This window comes from Candidatus Avelusimicrobium stercoris (assembly GCF_002437085.1).
Lineage (GTDB): Bacteria > Elusimicrobiota > Elusimicrobia > Elusimicrobiales > Elusimicrobiaceae > Avelusimicrobium > Avelusimicrobium stercoris.
Window position 1 is genome coordinate 59,868 of the sequence record NZ_DJOA01000027.1, and the last position, 19,556, is coordinate 79,423.

The window sequence follows — 19,556 nt, forward strand, 5'->3', positions numbered from 1 at the left end:
CGTTATTTTGTGCAACGGATTAACGTATAGGCAAAACGGCCCACCCCGTCAAACACCTTTTCGGTTTTCAGCCCTGCCTTTTTTATGCACTCCTCCATTTCCCCCAGCGAATACATTTTGCTGTTGCCATTGGCGATATTCGTAAAATAAAGCGAGGTGTGGTTTAAACAAAATGTACTGGCGGCGTATTCTTGGCGGTCCCATAAGGGTTCCAAAATGTAGATGCGGGCGTTCTTATCAGCCGCTTTTTTTACTTTTTTAAGGATAGAAACAATCTCGTCCTTAGAAAAGCAATCCAAAAATTGGCTCATCAGATAAGCATCCGCTCCGCCGGGGATAACCGATTTGCCGTCCAAGAGGTTGACGGAGTGGAAGGAAACGCGGTTTTTGTATTTCTTTAAATTCTTTTTGGCGACTGCCAGTTGGCCAGGCAGGTCCACAATGCCCACCTGTACCTGCGGGTCGTGGTCCAGGCATTTTTTTGCCCATTTGCCGGTGTTACCGCCGATATCAAAAATAGTGTGCGGTTTGAGTTCAAACACCAAGGGCAAAATAGCCGAGAAGGCAATATCGGAATAAAAATGGTCAAACGCAAACCAACTGGTGCGGTTCTTTTTGGGGAGTTTGGAAAGCCCCTCATAAACCGTCTTCCATTTGCCGAAGACCTTTAAACCCGTAGGTTTGCCCTTTATTAAAGAGTCCTTTAAGGTGTACATCCCTTGGTAGCAAACATCGTTTACAAAGTCCATATTCACGCGGGTCATCGGGTCGCACAAAATAAACCAGCCCGTTTTGCTGATGTTGTACACGCCGTTTTGCAAGGTAACTAAGTCTAATCCAAGTCCCACTTCCAGCAGGGTTTGCACGGCGTAAAGGGATAATTTTAATTTTTTGGCGATGGTTTTATCGTCCGCGGGCGTATTATTTAAAAATTCCAAAATGCCCAAATCGCGCAGGGCGAGCGCGGCCTGAAAACTGATAGGCGCAAAAGCGATTTTCTGCGCGTCAAACGCAATATCCGCCATTGTGCGGGTGTTTTTGCGGGCCCGGCGGTAGGGCTGATTGTTTTTTGTGTTATTATTAGTTATCATATCTATATTTCTATTTTAATTAATTTGGAACGAGTTTACAATGAACCACACCCCCCGCAAAATTGCATTAGTTACAGGCGCCAGCCGCGGTATCGGCCTGGCCATAGCCGTACAATTAGCCAAGGACGGCTTTGATATTTGGCTGAATTACCACTCCAATCACGCGGCCGCCCAAAAGGCCAAGGAACAAGTGGAAGCACAGGGCGCCGCCTGCACTTTACTCCCTTTTGACGTAGCCGACGCCAACGCCGTGCGCGCCGCCTTAAACCCGCTTTTAGAAAAGCAAACGCCCTATGCGCTAGTAAACAACGCGGGTATCCGCAAGGATAATTTGCTCATTTGGATGCAAGATGACGAGTGGAGCCAAGTAATTAATACCGTTTTGGGCGGGTTCCACAATGTAACCAAAACCGTTTTAGCCGCGATGATTCACGCCAAACAGGGGCGCATTGTCAATATCGCCTCCGCCGCCGCGCACGCACCCGTCCCCGGACAGACCAACTATTCCGCCGCCAAAGCGGGCATTGTGGGGGCTACGCGCAGTTTGGCGTTAGAGGTGGCCAAGCGCAATATTTTGGTAAACGCGGTTTCCCCGGGCTTTATTGAAACGGAAATGCTCACGGGCCTGCCTATGGATAAGATTTTGCCTTTAATCCCCCTGCGCCGCTTGGGCCGCCCGCAGGAAGTGGCCGATATGGTTTCCTTCTTGTGTTCGGACAAGGCCTCCTACATTACGGGGCAGGCTTTCCAAGTAAACGGCGGCGTGTGTATGTGAGCCTAACCGTGCGCGGATAAATAGTATAATATCCTTATGAATATTCCTACCAAAGTTGTCATTACCGGCGCAGGCGCAACGTCCCCTTATGGGGTGGGCGTAACGGCGCTATGGGAAGGGCTTAAAGCGGGCCGCGGCTGTATGCACTTGGTAGAGGCCTTGCAATCTTTGCCAATGGTTAAAACCAAGGTAGCCGCCACCGTGCCGGATATAGATTATTCCTATATTCCCCGCCGGGACCGCCGTTCTATGAGCCGTATGGCCTTGTACGCCTATGCAGCGGCCAAGGAAGCCCTTTTGCAGGCCGGCTATGAAAAGGCCCCGCAAGGCTTGGGCTTTTTTATGGGCTCCACACTTAACAGCATTTCCAAATGGATGGAAATCACGGGCTACTGCCACGGGAACCATTTGGAACTGGTTAAAACTTCCGATTTTTTGCAAATTATGAACCACTCGCCGCTGGCCACGGTTTCGCAGGCGTTAAAAATAAACGGGCCGTGTGTAGGGGCGAGTGATGCTTGCGCCACGGGGCTAATGAATATCGGCCTTGCGTATTTAGCGGTAAAGGCGGGCTTTGTAAAACAAGCCCTTTGTGGCGGAACCGAGGAATATCACCCAATGTTTAGCGCCTGCTTTGATATTATGCAGGCCACCAGTTACAATTTTAACGATAAACCCAACGAATCTTGCCGCCCGTTTGACGCAAACCGTACGGGACTGGTTGCCTCGGAAGGATGCGGACTTTTATTTGTGGAAAGTGAGGAAAGCGCCAAGGCGCGTGGAGTCAAAATTTTGGCTGAAATTATCGGCTTTTCCTCCAATACGGAAACGGAAAATATGGCCTATCCGTCCGCCCAAACCCTGCGCGAGTGTATGCAAAACGCGCTGGCGGACGCACACATAGAGCCGCAAGCCGTGGACTTATTAAACGCACACGCCACGGGCACCATTATCGGCGACATTGCCGAAAGCCAAGCCGCACAAACGGTGTTCGGCTCCGGCGTAAAAATAAACAGTTTAAAGGGCCACTTGGGGCACAGTATGGGGGCCAGCGGCGGGCTGGAAACGATAGCCTGCCTTAAAATGCTGGAAGAAGGCGTTTTACTCCCCACCCAAAATTTGGAAAAGTTAGATGAGCGTTGCGCGCCCCTTTCCTATGTGCGCGCCCAAGAACAACGCCCGGTAAATATTATTGTTAAAAACAGTTTTGCTATTGGCGGAAACAACTGCACCGCCGTATTAAGGAGCCCCCTGTGATTACGAGAGAAGAAATTATCAACAAAACCAATGAAGCGCTTAAAAAAGAATTTGAACTGACCGACGAACAGTTAAAGCCTACCTCCCATATGCAGACCGATTTGGGCTTGGACAGTTTGGATGCGGTGGATATGGTGGTAGTATTGGAGCAAAAGTTCGGTATGACCTTGCGCCAAGGTTACGATATCCGCTCTATCGTTACGTTGGGCGATTTATACGATTTTATTGAAAAATTGGCCCGCGAACACGAAGCCAAATAGTATGTACGCCCTGCGCACCCTTTTTAACACAGCCATAATAGGCACTTCGGCTATATTATGGCTTTTTCTTTCCGGCTTAGCGGCCGGGCCTTTTTTGTGGTTATTTCCCGGTAAATCGGGCAAAAATGTGCGGAAATTTGTGTTTATCCAGTCCAAAGGTATTTTGTTTTGTATGCGCTTGTGTTCCAGTGGCTGGAAAGAGGAGCGTGCCCCGCGCCCGCAAGGCCCCTGCATTGTGGCGGCTAACCACGCCTCGGCCTTGGACTTATACACGGTGGCAGCGCTGGGGTTTAACAATGTGGTGTATATTACCAAAGGGTGGGTATTTAAACTGCCGTTTTTCCGCCCGGTAATGCAGGCCGCCGGCTATATGGACGCGGAAAAGACCGCGCCCGAGGAAATGCTCGCTCGCTGTAAAACCGCGGTGGAAAACGGGTGCGATATTGTGCTGTTCCCACAGGGTTCGCGCAAAAATCCGCAGGCGCGTTTTAAAAGCGGAGCCTTTTATTTGGCGGAACTTTTAAAACTGCCCGTAGTGCCGGTGGCGATTGGCGGCACGGGCAAAATGTTGCCCGCGGGTACAATCAAATTGCACCCCGCCAAAATCGTTTTGAAATCCCTTCCGGCGTTAATGCCGGGAGCGTTTACAGGGCCGCTTGCGCATTTGGAAATGGCGCAAACGGTCAAAAAGCAAATTATGCAGGAACTTGAAAAGGAGAATATATGAAGAAAACTTTACTAATGGTGTTATTGGCCGGGCTTATGGCGGCGGGTTGCCGTTCGTTGGCCCCTGTATATAACGTGGAAAACAAAACAGTTGTTTTGTCCGCTGGAAACACTATGCAGCAGGCTATTTTGAAGGGTGGCTCTGCCAAACGCTGGACGATGAGCGCCGTCCGCCCAGGCCTTATGAAGGGCGTTTTGGTGGCGCGCGGGCACTCGGTGGAAGTGTATATCCCCTATACGCAAAACACCTATTCTATTGAGTACGCTGGCAGCGACAATATGCACTACAATGCCAAAAAGAATAAAATCCACCCCAAATACAACCAATGGGTGCGCAACTTGGATTTAGCCATTTACCGTGCGGCCATAACGGGTAAATAATGACCGCCTTTTCCCCTGTTGAAACCTTGGTGCCCCATAAGCCGCCGATGCGGCTGGTGGACGAAATTTTAAGCGTGGACGATACCGTCTGCCGCGTGAAGAGCGTGATTCATAAAAATCATCTTTTCCTGCGTGCGGACGGTACGCTTGCGCCCGAAGCGTTTTGCGAAATTATGGCGCAGAGTTTCGCCGCCGGCGAGGCCCAACGCCGCAAATTTGCCGGGCTGTCCACCGAGGGTGGCGGGTATTTGGTCAGCGTGCGTAATTTCCGCGTTTTTTCTTACGCGCGCGCGAGCGAGGAATTAACCACCGAAGTAACCCAACAGGACGACTTTATGGGTACGCGTATTGTATCGGGAGCGGTGTTTCGCGGAAGTGAAAAACTGGCCGAAGGTACCGTGTATATTTTTATGTGGGAAGGCAATATCCCGCCGGAGATGAAATGAAAATTTTATTGCTTGTTTTAGTGTTGTTTTTTACCCCGTTTGCGTGGGCGGAGCCTGCCCAAAAGGCCGCGAGCGCGGGCGAAGTGTCCGCCGCGCAAAAGACTGATGACCTGGCGCAAATTGCCGCGCGCTTTTCCGCCGTCCAAACAATTCACAGCCGCTTTACGCAGGAAAAGCATATGACTCTTTTAACCGAGCCCGTCGTCAGCGAGGGCGTTTTTTCGTTTGAAAAATCCCCGGCGCGTATCCGCTGGGAATATGAAAAGCCGTTTAAAAACGGCTTTATCTTGGACGGCGCTTCCGCCTTCCGCCTGGAAGGGGGCAAGAAAACACCCGTAAAGGGCGTTATGGCGCGCAATATTGCCGCGCAAATACTGGTGTGGCTGTCGTTTGATTTGCAAACGCTTTCCAAGACGTACGCAATTACGGTGTTTGAGGGCGGAGTGCGCTTAAAGCCGCTTTCGGACAAAAACAAAATGCTGGAAGAAATTTCCGTTTGGTTCGCCACGGATAACCCGCAGGCCTTATCTAAAATCCAAATGACGGAGCCCGGCGGCGATTATACCGTTTTGTCGTTTACGGAAACACAAATTAATAAGCCGCTTGCGGAGGGCACGTTTAAATGAGTGTGTGGAACTTTTTTGCCCGGTACAAAAAGCCCGTTGCCGCCCTGTTGGGCCTTGCGGTGCTTGTGTGCGCGTGGGGTTTAACGCGCCTAAAACCGGACGAAAATATCCACGCAATGATTCCCGCTTCTGTGCGGGAGCGGGTGGAACTGTTTGAATATTCCCCGCTTAACAAAAAAGTTTTTATCGGGGTTTCCGCCCCGTCTGCCGAAGAGGCTTCTTTGGCGGCTGATACTTTACGCGCCGAACTGGCGCAGGCGGATTTATTATCCTTGCCCCCCACTCCGGGCGCGGACTACGCCCAAACGCTCTACCGTGCGCTCCCGTACCGCTTTTCGGCGGATGATGAGCAAACGCTGTTATTACGCCTTACGCCGGAATTTGTAAAAAAGCGTATGGCAGACAATTACGAAAATTTACTGTCCTTTCAAGGTTTTTTGCTGAAAGATTTTATTTCATTAGACCCCTTAAATTTTACGGAATTAATGGCGCAAAAACTGGCCGCTTTCGGCGCGGGCACGGCGCTAGAATACCAAGACGGCTTTTTATCCTCCAAGGACGGTAAAACACTTATCGGCCCGTATGATTTCCCGGGCCAAACCGCAGATTTTAAGGTGGCCCAACGCTTTGCGGACGCTTTTCAACAGACGGCAAAAAAATTAGGGCCTTCCGTCCACGCGTTTTATTTGGGGGCCCTGCGCTACACGGTGGAAAATGTCCGTATGATTCAAACGGACCTCATTAAAATTTCCGTGTTGGCCCTGCTTGCGCTGGCCGCTGTTTTTATCTTTTTCTTCCGCCACAAAAGCGCACTTTTAATTTACCTGCTCCCGGTGTTTATTTTGCCGCCCGCCGCGCTGATAACATACGCGGTGTTTGGGCATTTGTCGGGCATTACGCTAGGTTTCGGGAGCGTGGTGGCGGGGTTGTCGGTGGACTATTCCGTATATGTATTTTTTGCCTTGCGCGGCGCGGGAAATACCCCGGCCCGCGAAACGCTATCCCATATGAAAAAGCACCTTTTGTGCAATTTTATGACGTCCTCGCTGTGCTTTTTGGCGCTTTTTTGCTCGTCCGTGGAGTTATTTAGGCAGATTGCCGTGTTCTCGGTGGCAGGGTTGACGCTTTCCTTGGCGCTGGCGCTGTATGTTTTCCCCCACTATTGGACCCACTTGGGCGAAGTAAAAAAGCCCGCTTATGCTTTTAGCGTGTCCCCCTTGTCCCGCCGGGTGGCGGTATGGGTAAGCGCGGGGCTTATTTTGTTTGGCGTGCTTGGCGTGTGGCGCGTGCAATTTAGCGGCAATGTGGAGGATTTAAACGCTTCCACCCCCGCCTTTAAAAAAGATAAGGCGGTTTTTGATTCCGTTTTTGCTAAAACTGCACAAAATAACGCGCTTTTATTTGTGTTTGGGAATAGCAAAGAAAGCGCACTGGAAAACAACGAATCTTTCCCCCTGCCGCTGGCCGTAGGCGGGGTGGTACCGTCGGACAAATTGCGGTCGGAAAACGTGGCGCGCTGGCGCAGTTTTTGGAGCGCGTCCCGCGCCAATTACGCGCGGCTGTTGGTGTCGGAAGAAGCGCAAAAACTGGGATTAAAACCGGCCGGGTTTGCGCCGTTTTTTGAAAGTATTTTAAACGCCCCCGCACCGGATACATTTGATTTTACGGACCTTTATAATCCGCTGGTTTCTCTGCCGGGCGGGCGGAGTGCTGTGGTAAATATTGTGCCCAATGAACGGCGCTACCGGGAAGCGGCCCAGCAGTCGGGCGCGGTCTTTGTGGCGGCGGACGAACTGAAAAGCGATTTAATTGGGGCCGTTGGGCGCGAAGCCCTCAAAATTGTGCTGTTAGCATTTCTTTTTAACTTGGCGGCCGTTTGGCTGACGTTTAAAAAGTTAAAAACCGCGCTTTTAACCTTTATCCCGGTGGTGTTGGCGGCGGGATTTACCTTTGGGTGCTTTTGGCTGTTACAGGTGCAGGTAAATTTGTTTATTCTGGTATTTTTGCCGCTTTTAATGGGCCTTGGGATAGATTACGGTATTTTTCAGGTAATGAAAACCCAAGCCGGAAAGCCCACCGCTTACCCGCCGTCTGCGCTGCTGGCGGCCGGGTTATCCACCTTGGCGGGCTTTGGCGTGCTGATAGGGGCTAATCACGGGGTATTATTTATAATGGGTTTATCGTCCTTTTTAGGCGTGGGTGGAGCGATGTTGGCGTCGTTATTTATTTTACCCGCGTTTTTGGAGCAAAAATGAAATTTTTACCATTTTTTATATTTACTGTTTTTTTAAGTGCGTGTTCATCGGGCCTTGTGTATAAAACCGCCCCGGCGGAACAGGTAAACACCCGCCAAGCGGTGCGTTTATCGGGTGTGTATCAGCCGTATGGGCTTGATTTTACCGCACTTGCCGAACCGAAAGAGGGCGGCGTGCGCTTGGTGATATTGTCCGTAATGGGCGGTAAACTGGCCGATTTATTCGTTACGCCAACGGAAATAGCCATTTATTCCAAAATGCCGCAACTCCCGGCGCGGCTGGTGGGCGGGTTTGGGCGTATGGCGCGGGCGCAGTTAATAACCCCTTGCCCGCAAGAGGAGTTTGTGTATAAGGATGCTCCCAGCCGCGGGGTCCTGCACATTAAAACCCAAGGAGATTTATTATGCTATTAAATGAAGCCTTATCTGCTTGCTTTGTAGCGCAGAAGGATGGCCGTTTTTTGTATCATATTCCGGCGGATTTCCCGGCCTTTAAAGGTCATTTCCCGGGGAACCCGCTGTTGCCTGCGGTGTGCCAAATGGGCCTGTGCGCTGACGCGTTTAGCCGCCAAAGCGGTAAAAAACAGGAAATTGCTGGCGTTTCCCGCGCTAAATTTATGCGCCCTATTTTGCCAAATTGTCAGGTAAACTTGTCGTTTATCCCTCGCCCGGACGGCCAATATTTAGCCGAACTGACGGACGAAACGGGCAAAAAATTAAGCCAACTGATTTGCTCCTTTAAAGAGGTTTTATGAAAAATATATCCTATTTTACCACCGCGCCCGGTTCCCCAAAACCGCTTGAAAAATCCGTCTTCCGCACGGTGCGCTTTAACGAAATTGACCCGATGGGCATTATGTGGCACGGGCATTACGCGGGATTTTTTGAGGATGCCCGCGTGGCGTTGGGCGACAGTTTGGGTATTGGCTACCAAGATTTTTATAACCACGGGGTGATGATTCCCGTCCGCCGCTTGGAGACCGACTATTTGGCTCCCCTGCAATACGGCGAAACATACGAAATTAAGGCCCGGCTTTTTTACACCGAGGCCGCCCGCCTCAATTACGATTTTACCGTGCTTGACAAGAACCAAAAGGTAATGGCCCGCGGTTGCACCGTACAATTAATGGTGGATAAAGATTTTAATTTGCTTTTTGAGTGGCCCGCCTTTACGCGAACCTTTTTAGCCCGCTGGAAAGAAAATAAATGAAACTGCTTATCGTCATCCCGCACTACAACCACTTAACCACCTTAAAAAGTGTGGTACAGCGGTGCTTGGACCAAAATCCAAATGTGGCGGTGTTTGACGATGGAAGTGATGTTTCGCCCGCAGAAATTTTAAAGGGGCTCCCGGTTACCTTGGTCCGTTTTGAAAAAAACCGGGGCAAGGGCGCTATCTTGCAGGAAAGTGCCAAATGGGCGGCGGCGCACGGGTTTAGCCATATCGTCAGCATAGATGCGGACGGACAGTTAGATCCGGCGGAATACCCGTTGATTGCCAAGGCAGCCGAAGAGCACCCGCACGCGCTGATTATCGGGGTGCGGCAGTTTGGCCCGGACGCTCCCAAATCCTCGCAGTTTGGCCGCAAATTCGGCGGTTTTTGGGCTCATTTGCAAACGGGCAAAACGGTAAACGATATCCAAAGCGGGTACCGTTGCTATCCCGTAGAAATTTTAAACCATATCAAATGTTTTTCCAAACGCTACGCCTTTGAGGTGGAAATTGCCGTGCGCGCGCTGTGGGCTGGATTTCCGCTGGTGGAGGTGCCTGTGTCGGTATCATATTCCAAAACGCGTGTGTCGCATTTTAGCAAACTGAAAGACAACCTGCGCCTAACGGTACTCAATACGCATTTGACCGTCCGCTCTATGCTCCCTATTCCGCACCGCCAGTATTTTGTGGATAACGCAGGGCAGGTGGAAAAGCGCGGGTATTGGGAAGCCTTGGTTTTAAATTTAAAAACCCCGGGAAATATTACCAAAAATGCCCTATCCGCCGCGTGGGGTATTTTTTGCGGGGCGGTTGCCTTGCCGGGGATTCGCCAACTAATGCTTTTTGGCGGGGCCGGGTGGTGGAATTTAAACCGTATTTTGACGATTTCGTTTGAAAAGTTTTGTATTGGCCCCCTTGTGCCTGCGCTTTGCATAGAGGTTGGCTTTTTCCTGCGTTATGGGCGGTTTTTAACGGAATTTAACTTAACCACCTTGGGCCGCCAATTTTGGCAGCGTGTGTGGGAGTGGGTGCTGGGGTCGTGTATTGTGGCGCCTATACTGGCGCTGTGCGCTTTTTTAGTGGTGTGGAGCATTGGGTATTTGGTAAACAGGGGGCTGTGTGCAAGGGAAAAATGAAACCGGGCGCAGTTTGGCCTCTAAATTAAAGCACCAATTTATGTACGCGCTTATTTTTGTGGGCGGGAGAACTTTGGCGTATGCGTTTTTGTATATTGTGGTGCTGGTGTATTCGCTTATGCCGTCGGTGTCCGCGCGTTCGCGGGCGTATATAGCGCGGCGCTTTTCCCCCCGCTCCAAGTGGCAATTTTTTAAGCATACCTACCGTTTAAATTTAACCTTTGGACGCACGCTTATTGATAGGGCCGCCTTGGGAATTTTAGGGCAAACAGGCGTGTCCTCCACTGAGGAAGAGCGTAATCTGTGCCGCCAGTTATTAGCCGAGGGAAAGGGCCTTATTTTGCTGACCGCGCACGCCGGGTGCTGGCAAATGGCCGTCAATTTGGCTACTTTTATTAACGCCCCCTTAAACGTGGTGTATTACCGCAACCCCAAGGATAACGACAAAACCGTCGCTCAGCACGGGCACCGTTTTGCAAGTTTGAACCAGATTAATCCGGCGGGGCCGCTTGGCGGAGTGCCGGAAATGATGGTTGCCTTGCAAAAGGGCGAAGTATTATGCGCAATGGCGGACCGCGTGTTTGGGGCGGAAAAGAACGCGGTGAGCGTGAACTTTTTAGGCGGAAAAATACAAGTGCCATACAGTTTTTACCGCTTGGCGGCGGCCACGGGGGCCCCGGTGGTGGTGCAGTTCTTCCCGTGGGAAAAGCGCGGACGGTTTGCCACGCAGACCGTAAAAGTGCTGCGAATCCCCGAATTGGGGCCTAAAAAGGAAAATTACGTTCCGTATGCGCAACAATTCGTGGACGAGTTGGAAAAATTTTGTATAAAATATCCATATCAGTTTTTCAATTATTTTAATTTGTGGAGCAACTATGCAGAAAACGATTGATGAAATTAAAGAGATGATTGCCACGGGCATTGATTTGGGCGGAGCGGATTTGTCCAAATTTGGCGCAAGCGACCCGATTTTTGGCGAGCAAGGCCTGGGGCTGGACAGTTTGGACGCCGTGGAACTGATTATGCTCTTGCAAAAGAAATACGGCATTACGATTGAAAATATGCAGCAAGGCCGCGCCATTTTTAAAGATTTGGGCACCTTGGCTGAATATGTGGAAAAGAACCGGAAAAAATAATGACTTATAAGGGTGTTGCGGTAGCCGGAACCGGGTGCGTTTGCGCCTGCGGAAAAACGGCGGACGAAGTATTTGAACAGGCTCTTTTGGGGCGTGCGCGTTTTGCGTTGCCAACGGACCGTGTAAAGAGTGCTTATGCGTCTTCGTACCCCGTTTTTATGGTGCCGGATGATGTATTAGCGGATAAGCCGCAAGACCAAAGCATTAGTTTATTCTTCTTTTTAAGGGCCGCGCGCGAGGCCTTTTTGCAGGCGGGCTTGACACCCGACGACCTGCGCCCGTACCGTGTGGGCGTGATTATCGGCACGTCGGTGGATGCGTCCTTCCATTGTTTTAATGTATATGAACATTGGCGCGCCGGAAAGGTGGACGCACAGGACCCCGCCCGATTGGCACATTACTTCGCTTCCTCTACTGCGCAAACCGTCAGTCGCTATTTTGGCTTTACCGGGCCCTTTCAAACGGTGGTAACCGCCTGCGCAAGCGGAACCGACGCTGTGGGCCTTGGAAAAAGTTGGCTGGAAAGCGGCCTGTGCGATGCCGTACTTTGCGGCGGAACGGACGAGATAAATTTAATTCCCTATGACGGTTTTATCCGCTTATTGGTGGCTTCCAAGGATAAGTGCAAACCCTTTGATAAGAACCGTAACGGCATTAACATTGGCGAAGGGGCGGCGGCTTTGCTGCTTGTCAGCCCGCAACTAAAAGAACAATTTTCCCTTACGCCAAAAGGTTTTATATTAGGCTACGGCAATGCGTGCGACGCGTTCCACCCCACCGCGCCGGACCCCGAAGGAAAAGGCCTTAAAAAGGCGATAAACTTTGCTTTAAAGGAAGCGGAACTCTCCGCCGCCGATTTGGCCTTTGTAAACGCGCACGGTACGGCAAGCCAAGCCAATGACTCCGCCGAAGCCGCCGCCTTCCGCGCGGTATTGCCGGGCGTGCCCGTGTGGGGTTCAAAAGGCGTTACAGGCCACACCTTGGGCGCCGCGGGAGCGTTGGAAGCCGTACTCACTTTAACAGCCTTAAACCGCCGATTGCTTCCCCCTACGGCGGGCTTTACAACGCCGGATGAAGCCTTGCAAGTTATTCCCACCGTTTCCAAAGAACCCCTTTCCAAAAAAGCGGCTATCAGCGATTCCTTGGCCTTTGGCGGGTGCAACGCGGCCCTTGTCTTGGGCGCGGAGGATTACAATGGGTAAAATTTTTATTAACGGTTTTTCTTATTTACTGGGCGACGCCGCGGCGGAAGATTTTGCGCCCTTTGCCCAGCCGCGCCAACTGCGCCGTATGGAAGCCATTGCCAAAAATGCGCTGTTGTGTTCGTTCCGCGCATTTGAACAGGCGGGAATAGATCCGGCTAGTCCCAAGGAAACCGGGCTTAGTGTGGCTGTCGGGGCGGGTTCTCTGGAAAGCACCTGCAAATTTATGGACACCATTATTGCAGACGGTGATGAACTTTCTTCCCCCACCGCCTTTGCGGGCTCCGTGCATAATTCTACGGCGCATACCTTGTCCGTTTTCCTGCATTTATCGGGCCCCAGCGTTACCACGGGTCAGTTTGATTTTTCCTTTGCGGGAGCCTTACTGACGGCCCGGCAAATTATGGAGCGCGGACTGTGCCAGGACGTGTTGGTGGCGGTGGCAGAGGACATTAACCCCGTAGCCGCCGAAATTGCGCCTAAATATCCCGCGCTTTTTGCGCCTGTGGTGCGCCAGGGCGCTTTTACACGCGCCGCGGCTGCGTTTGCGGTGTCTTTAAAACCAACGGCGCATACTTTGTTTACTGTTACCAAATTTGAATTTACCCGCACGGATAATAAAATAGCCCCCGCGCAAACTGCGTATTCGTCCGCCGCGTATAATGCGGTGGAAACGGCGCGCCTGTTATCCCAGGGAAAAGCGTTTTGTTTGCGGGATAACTTTGCCGGGGCGGAAATGATAGTGGAGGCGGAGCCTTATGTTACTGTTAAATGACGTAAAACGCATACTGACGGATATGTTTCGCACGGAGTTGGCCCGCAAAAAGGCGGATGCCTTGGCCGTGTTTGACGAAAATAGCCAAGCGGATTTTTTTGAACGGGTGCCGCAGGATATTTTAAAAACCGTGTCCGATAAGGCCGCTATCTTTTTCGGCTACGAACCACGCGTGTTTTCATCCTTGGATTTGATGACGGACTACGCCTACGCCGCTTTTTTACACGGGCGGAAACTTACCTTTTTGACCTCGGGCAGTACGGGTACGCCCAAACGCTGTATTCACACGCTTGCAATGATTGAAGAAGAAGCCTACGGCGTGGCGCCAGACTTTAAAGGCGTTAAGCGCGTGGTGTCGCTGGTGCCGTCTAACCATATGTACGGATTTACCTTTACCGTTACGCTCCCGCACGCCTTAAATGTTCCCGCGCTGGTGTTGCCCGCATTGCCTACCCAACCGTGGAGCGACATTTTGCAAGAGGGCGATTTGATAGCCGGGTTCCCCCTGTTTTGGAACTATTGGGTCCGCTTGGAAAATCCGTTCCCTAAGGGCGTACACGCAATGTCCTCCACCGCGCCTTGCAAAAAGGAAATTATAGACGCCTTGTATAGCCTGGGGGCTTCGCAATTTACCGAAATTTACGGCGCAAGCGAAACGGGCGCTATCGCCCGCCGCCACCACAGCACGGATGCCTTTGAATTATTTCCGTTTTGGGACCTGTCTTTGACGGATGACCAACCGCAGATTAAACGCAAAAGCCAAAATAGTTGGCTTACCTTGCCTGATGAAGTGGAAACTACACAGGGTCGCTTTTTAATTCCCATAAAACGTAGCGACGCGTGCGTGCAGGTGGCCGGGATAAATGTTTTTCCCAAGCGGGTGGAAGAGGTCCTTGCCGCGCATCCGGCGGTAAAGGCTTGCCGCGTGCGTTTAATGCGCCCCGAAGAAGGCGAGCGGTTAAAGGCGTTTATCGTGCTGAACGAAGGCTATACCCAAGAGCATTTGGGTATCATCCGCACCTATCTGGCCCAGCGCCTGACCGTACACGAATTGCCGCGCACCTTCACCTTCGGGAGCGAACTCCCTGTTTCCGCAATGGGCAAGGCCGCTGATTGGTAAAGAAAAAACAAACGGCTTTGGCCTAGTGCTTTTTATTTTAGAAACTGCAAAACCCCGCCCAAAAGGCGGGGTTTTTGCTTGCTAGGGGGGCTGACACGGCGGAAAATTTGTGTTACAATAATAATTGTAAGCCACTACCGACGGAGATAGGCCCAAGGACCCATATATAAAATGGGACCTTTGGCCCTTGTTATCCGTCGGGTTTTGTGATAGTATAAAGATATAAGTAGAAGTGTACTTCTTGGGAGACAAGTATATGAATAAATTAATCTCGTTAGTTTTAAGTTTTACGCTCATCTTCGGGAGTTTTACACCTTCCTTTGCCCAGTTGTATAAAGTACCCAAAAACGGTGGCAAAGCGGTAAAATCTGCCGAAAAGGCAGCCGAAGCCGCTGGAAAACAAGTCGGCAAAGCGGCTGCCGCCCGCGCCGGAGCCAGTGCCCGGGTAAAGGTAAAGGGTGTTGTCCCTGGGGGCCTTATTACTACCCCAAATGTTACACCGTCCTATGGGCAAGGTTCCGTTACTCCCAGCGGAATTGTCGCTCCTACGGTTGGTGTAAACCCGCAGTTGTCTGCCACGTTGAACAGAAGTATTGATGCTGCACAAGCCGCGGCTGCGGTCGTTCCCTCTAAAACCTTAAAAGAAGTCAACACCCTTTTGGACGGAAAGGAATTTTCCTCCAAGGATGCGGGCGACGTATTTAAACAAATTTTTAATGTACAGCGCACCGCTTCCGCCCACGAGCAACTGCTGTTAAACGCTTATACGCGCGTAACGGTGGAAAAGGGCTTTGCCACTACGCAAAAACAGGCCTCTCTTGCCAAAGAAACGTATGTGCGCGTTCTGCGCGACTACCACTCTTCTTCTGCTTTAAACAGAGACGTAACAATGGCGGATATCGGCCGTCTGCCCGCTAATTCCGATGGGCTTAAAGACTTGTCCGCTTGGGGCCAGGCAATGGCTGCCGCCGCGGATTTGGGCTTTTACGGTTCTGCCAAGGATGCTTCCCTTTTATTAGATACTTATAACAAAACCCCCCAAGCCTTAAAAACGTTCAGCGAGGTGGTCATCGGCCGTTCGCTCCTTACGTTGCAGGCGTATGAGGGGCTTGAAAAATTGGCCCAACTTTCCGCGATTAACGGTAAATTGTATGGCGATTTTTGGGCTGGTGTCAGCCAATATGTTACGGCTAACAATCTGCCCGTAACGCTCCCCCAGGTAACCGCCGCGCAAATGAACTCCGCCAAATTGGCCCCCAATGCGGGCACGGCGCTTACTTATTGGAGTAAATTAAACGCCCGCCACTTGGACGCTTCTGCCAAAGGCACGGCCGATTGGGTAGCCTTAAACGGTAAAAAAGGTCAAGTAGTGGCCGATCCCGTAACCGAAACCTCCGGTAAATTTGCGGGCTCCGCAACGCCGAAAGTAGATGTAAAACTGGGCGATATTACCTTGCCGGACGGGTTGCACGTGGCTTATACGCCTGCTGCTACGGAAGGCGAAGCCACCGTGGCCGAAACGCCTGCCGCTTCCTCCAATGCTGGCACGGTATATAGCAGCGTCGTTCCGGTCAGCCCCAAATGGCTGAGCAAAGTAACGAGCCGCGTGCGCGGCTGGTTCACCCACGATGCCGAAAGCGCCGCCAATAATACGGCTTTAAACATTTTATCCAAAGAATACCCCTTGGCCACGCAGTTGCGCACTATTTTGGAAAGCGCCGCCGCGCAAAAGTACAAAGAAGAGGCGTTAGTGTCCTTGTATAACCAAGGTAAATTTAACGAAGCCATCAGCAAAATGCCGGTGGAAACCCAACGCTGGATTGAATCTAAAAAAGAAAATCCCGAAGAATTGGGTAAGGCGTTGTATCACTTGTATGCTTCCCAATCGTTAAATACGGCAATTGCCGCGGTGTCCGATGCTATGGCACAATCTTCCTTTGAAAAGGAATTGGAAACGATTATTTCCGATCCGAATTGGGAAAAGAAAGTCCAAAGTGCGTGGGATAATGTAAAAGTTTTGCCCTTGGAAACGGAAAGTTTTGCGGGTATCGTACCGTCTATGCCCGATATCAACGAAAAGTTAATCGTTTCCTCTTGCCGCCCGACGGGCTTTGCGTCCAAGAACAGAATTACGGGTAAAGAAACCAAAAAAGGCGTCTTCTATTCCAACAATATTCCGTTCTATTACCGCTCCGCCTCCGGCAAACTCAGCAGCGCCCCGGTGGGCATTTTGTCCCAGCCGCACGCTTCTTGGTACAGCCGCTTTTTGTCCAAATTTGGTTTGTCTGAAAAACCGGGCTTGGTTATCCCCAAAGGCTTTGTACTTGCCTTGGATGAATCCGGCCAGTGGAAATATGTAATGCCGTCCGGCAATTTGGCCGCGGTCCGTGCGAACAAACGCTCCGCCAAACTTTTGGAAGAAATCCAGGTCAATGGTTCTGTACAGGTCCCGCTTGATACGCCGTATAACTCTACTGATATGTTGGCTATGGCCAATATGTTGGAAAAGAACCCAGGCCTCAACTTGGAACTTAAACTCAACGAGCCGCACTCTTTAAGACAGTTCCTGACCTTGCACGCTTACTTTGTGGGCAATGACGCCGGTGCTTCTTTGACGGGGCCGTTTAAATCCGCCTTGAAATCTCTGCCGGGTTATTCGGGCTTGATGTCCAACTTGGTCAGTGGTATCGGGTATTTTACCCCGTTAGTGGCAGCCAAATTGATGCCGCTTATGACGAAAATCGGCCATAAAAACACGATTCAGTTGATTTATGGTGGCGCCGCTGCGGCTTTGACCTTCGCCTTAGTGGGCCTTGGGATGTATGGTACGATAGATGTAAAGACCTTGTCCTTGCTCTCGCTGTCTTTGCCGACGGTAGCCCTTGTGTTGGGCGCGAGTATGGCCAATACGTCTATTCAGACCTTGCTTAACTACTATAAGAACCCGGTTGCCCGCACGGCGGCGCACTTGGACTTCTCTGAAAATAAACAATGGTCCCGCTTGGCCTTAACGGCGGCTACGGGTGCGTTGGCCTCTATCGGATTAAACTTTACGATTGTTGTGCCGGTAGGCCTTGCGCTGTTGGCCGCGTCCGAAATGCTCTTCCTCAATACGCCTATTTACAAAATGGGTAAAGGCGTAAAGGCGTCCGGCAAAGTTGCGGAAAAAGCCGCTGCCAAAGTGCCGGAAGTTTCCAAAGAACAACTGGCTAAGGAAGAAGCCGAAGATAAGGCCTTATATAAACAGAATTTTAGAAATACGCGCGACGTGAAAGACATTGCCAGCCGTGTGAAATTGGTGTATGCCAGTTATGCGGCCAGTTTGATGATGCTTTCCCAGGATGCTAACGCTGTGCTTGGTAACGATGTTGGGCAATGGTTGGTGGCCGGCTTTATGTTTGCCACGGCTATGACCCGTAAGTTTGCCTCTAAACAGGTTTCCAGCAAGAAAATGACGGACGACCAATTGACGGGCGCTTCGCTTCCGTTGTTGGCCGCCACGGCGGCTGGGATTGCCCTTATGCCGTATTCAGGCCCGTTGGCGTTAATTACGGCCGGTTTCGGTATTATGCACTATATGGCTACGGCTGTGCCCGGTCAGTTGGATTCCGTCCGCTTGCAGAATATGGTTTCTGCGGCAATGCAGAAGGAAAAGGTTGCCGTTCAGGAAAATACCTCTTTGACCGAAGCCGAAAAAGAGGCTCAGTTGAAACGCATTGAACGCCGCGAAAAAACTTGGGGCAGTTTGGCGGGTAAAGATTATTCCGTCTTTAACTCCCACGGTTTGATTGGTATTTTGACCGCGTCCGCTATCGCTTTCGGCTTTGCCGATATGGGGCCGCAGTGGGCGATGGACTTGGTGAATCAGGTTTCCGCCTTGACGGGCAATGCGGGCGAAGGGTTTACCTTGGGGATGAACCGCATTATCTTGGGTTACTCCGCAGTAGTGGCGAGCATTTTGGCCGCGCGCAACTGGGGATTGACCAAGGACTTCTTGGGCCTGTTCCGCAAGACCAAGATTACGACCGAAACGATTGAAGCGGGCAAGGTTAATGCGGGTTCCTTCGGTATCAGCAAAAAGAACTCGTACAGACGCCTGTCCGAAGTGAACGGTACGCTTTCCAAACTGGAAAAACAAATGGTGGACTACGGTGTGAGTTCCGAGCATAAAATGACGGATATGCTCAAACAAATGACCCAGTCTTACAACCGCTTGGTGGCCATCGGCGAAGTGGAAGGCAATTCCACGGTGATGCCGGCGTTGCAGAAGTTGCAGAACATTGTAAAGTCTTACGGGGTGATGTTGGAAAAGAACCACCTGTCCGTAATGCTTAACCGTGAATATAAGCAACTTTCCGATTCCTTGACGGGAATTGATACAACTGCCAAAGATACCAAATTGGCCTATGTGCCGGAAGGTATGTACAACGGACCGGTAATGTCCGAAGCCGCTAAACCGTGGTACGCCAGATTGATGCCCAAAAAGAAAGTCAAATCTATGGACAAGGGCAGATTTGAAGATGTGTTCGTGCTGATTAACGAACTGGACCAGTTGGCCGCCGATATCAAACACGGCACTACCAGTGCGGGTACGTACAGATTGTTCATCCAGTACCAGAACGAAGCCAAACGCGCCTTGCAGGAATACGCCGAACTCAACCCGGCCGATTCCCCCCGCGTATTGGAACAAACTCAGCGCTTGAATCGCATTTGCAGTGCGCTCAAAACGCTGGATAAGAACCACAACATGTTGCAGGAAAACGCCGGACCGACCTCCGCGGCTGATATTTTACAGTTGCGCGATGTGTTGAAAGGCTATCCGGATATGCCGGTTGCGGAGCATTAAACAAGTTGTTTTTGACCTTACCCCGGGCCTTAAAAAGCCCGGGGTTTTTTGTGCGTAAAAATGGAGTCAAAAACGCATTAAAAAAGGCATCAAAAATAACCTTAAAAAATGCGCGAAAAAATCTTTTTTACCGACGGTGAAAACACTTGATTTTATACTCCCTATATATGTTATAATTGATATGTAAGCAAATGATTTGCTTAAACTTCTGCATTACTGCTCGTCCACTTTCTAATCGAGGGAGCGCCCCGGCGGGAAGCCAGCGCCGGAGAGTGTTGACGCGCGGCTTTTGCACGTTAAATTATAAATAGG

The 19,556-nt window shown here is 50.9% G+C and carries 19 protein-coding genes; 18 read left to right on the forward strand and 1 reads right to left on the reverse strand.

Annotated elements, in window-relative coordinates:
• Positions 1-2 precede the first annotated feature (2 nt).
• Positions 3-1,091, reverse strand: a complete 1,089-nt coding sequence (locus B2118_RS04390) for a methyltransferase (protein ID WP_428053525.1) — start codon at positions 1,089-1,091, stop codon at positions 3-5.
• A gap of 40 nt (positions 1,092-1,131) precedes the next feature.
• Between B2118_RS04390 and fabG the strand changes: the two genes are divergently transcribed.
• The 18 genes from fabG (at position 1,132) to B2118_RS04480 (ending at position 19,244) form a co-directional block, all read left to right on the forward strand.
• Complete coding sequence (gene fabG, locus B2118_RS04395) at positions 1,132-1,866, forward strand: 3-oxoacyl-ACP reductase FabG (RefSeq protein ID WP_428053527.1); 735 nt, start codon at positions 1,132-1,134, stop codon at positions 1,864-1,866.
• A 36-nt stretch (positions 1,867-1,902) separates the two neighbouring features.
• Positions 1,903-3,123 carry a beta-ketoacyl-[acyl-carrier-protein] synthase family protein gene (locus tag B2118_RS04400; RefSeq protein ID WP_428053529.1) on the forward strand — a complete coding sequence of 407 codons (1,221 nt, stop codon included), beginning with the start codon at positions 1,903-1,905 and terminating at the stop codon, positions 3,121-3,123.
• Positions 3,120-3,383 carry a phosphopantetheine-binding protein gene (locus B2118_RS04405; RefSeq protein ID WP_428053531.1) on the forward strand — a complete coding sequence of 88 codons (264 nt, stop codon included), beginning with the start codon at positions 3,120-3,122 and terminating at the stop codon, positions 3,381-3,383. Before B2118_RS04400 ends, B2118_RS04405 begins: the two co-directional genes overlap by 4 nt.
• A 127-nt stretch (positions 3,384-3,510) precedes the next feature.
• Positions 3,511-4,110: a lysophospholipid acyltransferase family protein gene (locus B2118_RS04410; RefSeq protein ID WP_428053533.1), complete on the forward strand. Its 600-nt coding sequence runs from the start codon at positions 3,511-3,513 to the stop codon at positions 4,108-4,110.
• Positions 4,107-4,490, forward strand: a complete 384-nt coding sequence (locus tag B2118_RS04415; protein ID WP_428053535.1) for a hypothetical protein — start codon at positions 4,107-4,109, stop codon at positions 4,488-4,490. Before B2118_RS04410 ends, B2118_RS04415 begins: the two co-directional genes overlap by 4 nt.
• Positions 4,490-4,936, forward strand: a complete 447-nt coding sequence (locus B2118_RS04420; protein WP_428053537.1) for a hypothetical protein — start codon at positions 4,490-4,492, stop codon at positions 4,934-4,936. Before B2118_RS04415 ends, B2118_RS04420 begins: the two co-directional genes overlap by 1 nt.
• Entirely contained in the window at positions 4,933-5,562 is a 630-nt protein-coding gene (locus tag B2118_RS04425; RefSeq protein WP_428053539.1) for a LolA family protein, read from the forward strand. Before B2118_RS04420 ends, B2118_RS04425 begins: the two co-directional genes overlap by 4 nt.
• A complete protein-coding gene (locus tag B2118_RS04430) occupies positions 5,559-7,817 on the forward strand; it encodes an MMPL family transporter (RefSeq protein ID WP_428053541.1) in 2,259 nt (752 codons plus the stop codon). Before B2118_RS04425 ends, B2118_RS04430 begins: the two co-directional genes overlap by 4 nt.
• A complete protein-coding gene (locus tag B2118_RS04435; protein WP_428053543.1) occupies positions 7,814-8,230 on the forward strand; it encodes a hypothetical protein in 417 nt (138 codons plus the stop codon). The genes B2118_RS04430 and B2118_RS04435 overlap by 4 nt, the downstream gene beginning before the upstream one ends.
• Complete coding sequence (locus B2118_RS04440) at positions 8,221-8,571, forward strand: hypothetical protein (protein ID WP_428053545.1); 351 nt, start codon at positions 8,221-8,223, stop codon at positions 8,569-8,571. The genes B2118_RS04435 and B2118_RS04440 overlap by 10 nt, the downstream gene beginning before the upstream one ends.
• A complete protein-coding gene (locus B2118_RS04445) occupies positions 8,568-9,026 on the forward strand; it encodes an acyl-CoA thioesterase (RefSeq protein ID WP_428053547.1) in 459 nt (152 codons plus the stop codon). The genes B2118_RS04440 and B2118_RS04445 overlap by 4 nt, the downstream gene beginning before the upstream one ends.
• Positions 9,023-10,165 carry a glycosyltransferase family 2 protein gene (locus B2118_RS04450; protein ID WP_428053549.1) on the forward strand — a complete coding sequence of 381 codons (1,143 nt, stop codon included), beginning with the start codon at positions 9,023-9,025 and terminating at the stop codon, positions 10,163-10,165. The genes B2118_RS04445 and B2118_RS04450 overlap by 4 nt, the downstream gene beginning before the upstream one ends.
• Positions 10,149-11,057 carry a lysophospholipid acyltransferase family protein gene (locus tag B2118_RS04455; RefSeq protein WP_428053551.1) on the forward strand — a complete coding sequence of 303 codons (909 nt, stop codon included), beginning with the start codon at positions 10,149-10,151 and terminating at the stop codon, positions 11,055-11,057. Before B2118_RS04450 ends, B2118_RS04455 begins: the two co-directional genes overlap by 17 nt.
• Positions 11,041-11,301 carry a phosphopantetheine-binding protein gene (locus B2118_RS04460; protein WP_428053553.1) on the forward strand — a complete coding sequence of 87 codons (261 nt, stop codon included), beginning with the start codon at positions 11,041-11,043 and terminating at the stop codon, positions 11,299-11,301. Before B2118_RS04455 ends, B2118_RS04460 begins: the two co-directional genes overlap by 17 nt.
• Positions 11,301-12,503: a beta-ketoacyl-[acyl-carrier-protein] synthase family protein gene (locus B2118_RS04465; RefSeq protein WP_428053555.1), complete on the forward strand. Its 1,203-nt coding sequence runs from the start codon at positions 11,301-11,303 to the stop codon at positions 12,501-12,503. The genes B2118_RS04460 and B2118_RS04465 overlap by 1 nt, the downstream gene beginning before the upstream one ends.
• A complete protein-coding gene (locus B2118_RS04470) occupies positions 12,496-13,278 on the forward strand; it encodes a beta-ketoacyl synthase N-terminal-like domain-containing protein (protein ID WP_428053557.1) in 783 nt (260 codons plus the stop codon). Before B2118_RS04465 ends, B2118_RS04470 begins: the two co-directional genes overlap by 8 nt.
• Complete coding sequence (locus tag B2118_RS04475) at positions 13,262-14,398, forward strand: AMP-binding protein (RefSeq protein WP_428053559.1); 1,137 nt, start codon at positions 13,262-13,264, stop codon at positions 14,396-14,398. The genes B2118_RS04470 and B2118_RS04475 overlap by 17 nt, the downstream gene beginning before the upstream one ends.
• Positions 14,399-14,654: 256 nt before the next feature.
• Positions 14,655-19,244, forward strand: a complete 4,590-nt coding sequence (locus B2118_RS04480; RefSeq protein WP_428053561.1) for a hypothetical protein — start codon at positions 14,655-14,657, stop codon at positions 19,242-19,244.
• The last annotated feature ends 312 nt before the right edge of the window (positions 19,245-19,556 follow it).

Excerpts from the sequence above, each read along its gene's own strand:
- B2118_RS04475 (WP_428053559.1), top strand. The coding sequence starts at position 13,262 with ATGTTACTGTTAAATGACGTAAAACGCATACTGACGGATATGTTTCGC.
- B2118_RS04445 (WP_428053547.1), top strand. The coding sequence starts at position 8,568 with ATGAAAAATATATCCTATTTTACCACCGCGCCCGGTTCCCCAAAACCG.
- fabG (WP_428053527.1), top strand. The coding sequence starts at position 1,132 with ATGAACCACACCCCCCGCAAAATTGCATTAGTTACAGGCGCCAGCCGC.
- B2118_RS04470 (WP_428053557.1), top strand. The coding sequence starts at position 12,496 with ATGGGTAAAATTTTTATTAACGGTTTTTCTTATTTACTGGGCGACGCC.
- B2118_RS04420 (WP_428053537.1), top strand. The coding sequence starts at position 4,490 with ATGACCGCCTTTTCCCCTGTTGAAACCTTGGTGCCCCATAAGCCGCCG.
- B2118_RS04435 (WP_428053543.1), top strand. The coding sequence starts at position 7,814 with ATGAAATTTTTACCATTTTTTATATTTACTGTTTTTTTAAGTGCGTGT.
- B2118_RS04400 (WP_428053529.1), top strand. The coding sequence starts at position 1,903 with ATGAATATTCCTACCAAAGTTGTCATTACCGGCGCAGGCGCAACGTCC.
- B2118_RS04415 (WP_428053535.1), top strand. The coding sequence starts at position 4,107 with ATGAAGAAAACTTTACTAATGGTGTTATTGGCCGGGCTTATGGCGGCG.
- B2118_RS04430 (WP_428053541.1), top strand. The coding sequence starts at position 5,559 with ATGAGTGTGTGGAACTTTTTTGCCCGGTACAAAAAGCCCGTTGCCGCC.
- B2118_RS04480 (WP_428053561.1), top strand. The coding sequence starts at position 14,655 with ATGAATAAATTAATCTCGTTAGTTTTAAGTTTTACGCTCATCTTCGGG.
- B2118_RS04465 (WP_428053555.1), top strand. The coding sequence starts at position 11,301 with ATGACTTATAAGGGTGTTGCGGTAGCCGGAACCGGGTGCGTTTGCGCC.
- B2118_RS04450 (WP_428053549.1), top strand. The coding sequence starts at position 9,023 with ATGAAACTGCTTATCGTCATCCCGCACTACAACCACTTAACCACCTTA.
- B2118_RS04425 (WP_428053539.1), top strand. The coding sequence starts at position 4,933 with ATGAAAATTTTATTGCTTGTTTTAGTGTTGTTTTTTACCCCGTTTGCG.
- B2118_RS04390 (WP_428053525.1), bottom strand. The coding sequence starts at position 1,091 with ATGATAACTAATAATAACACAAAAAACAATCAGCCCTACCGCCGGGCC.
- B2118_RS04440 (WP_428053545.1), top strand. The coding sequence starts at position 8,221 with ATGCTATTAAATGAAGCCTTATCTGCTTGCTTTGTAGCGCAGAAGGAT.
- B2118_RS04460 (WP_428053553.1), top strand. The coding sequence starts at position 11,041 with ATGCAGAAAACGATTGATGAAATTAAAGAGATGATTGCCACGGGCATT.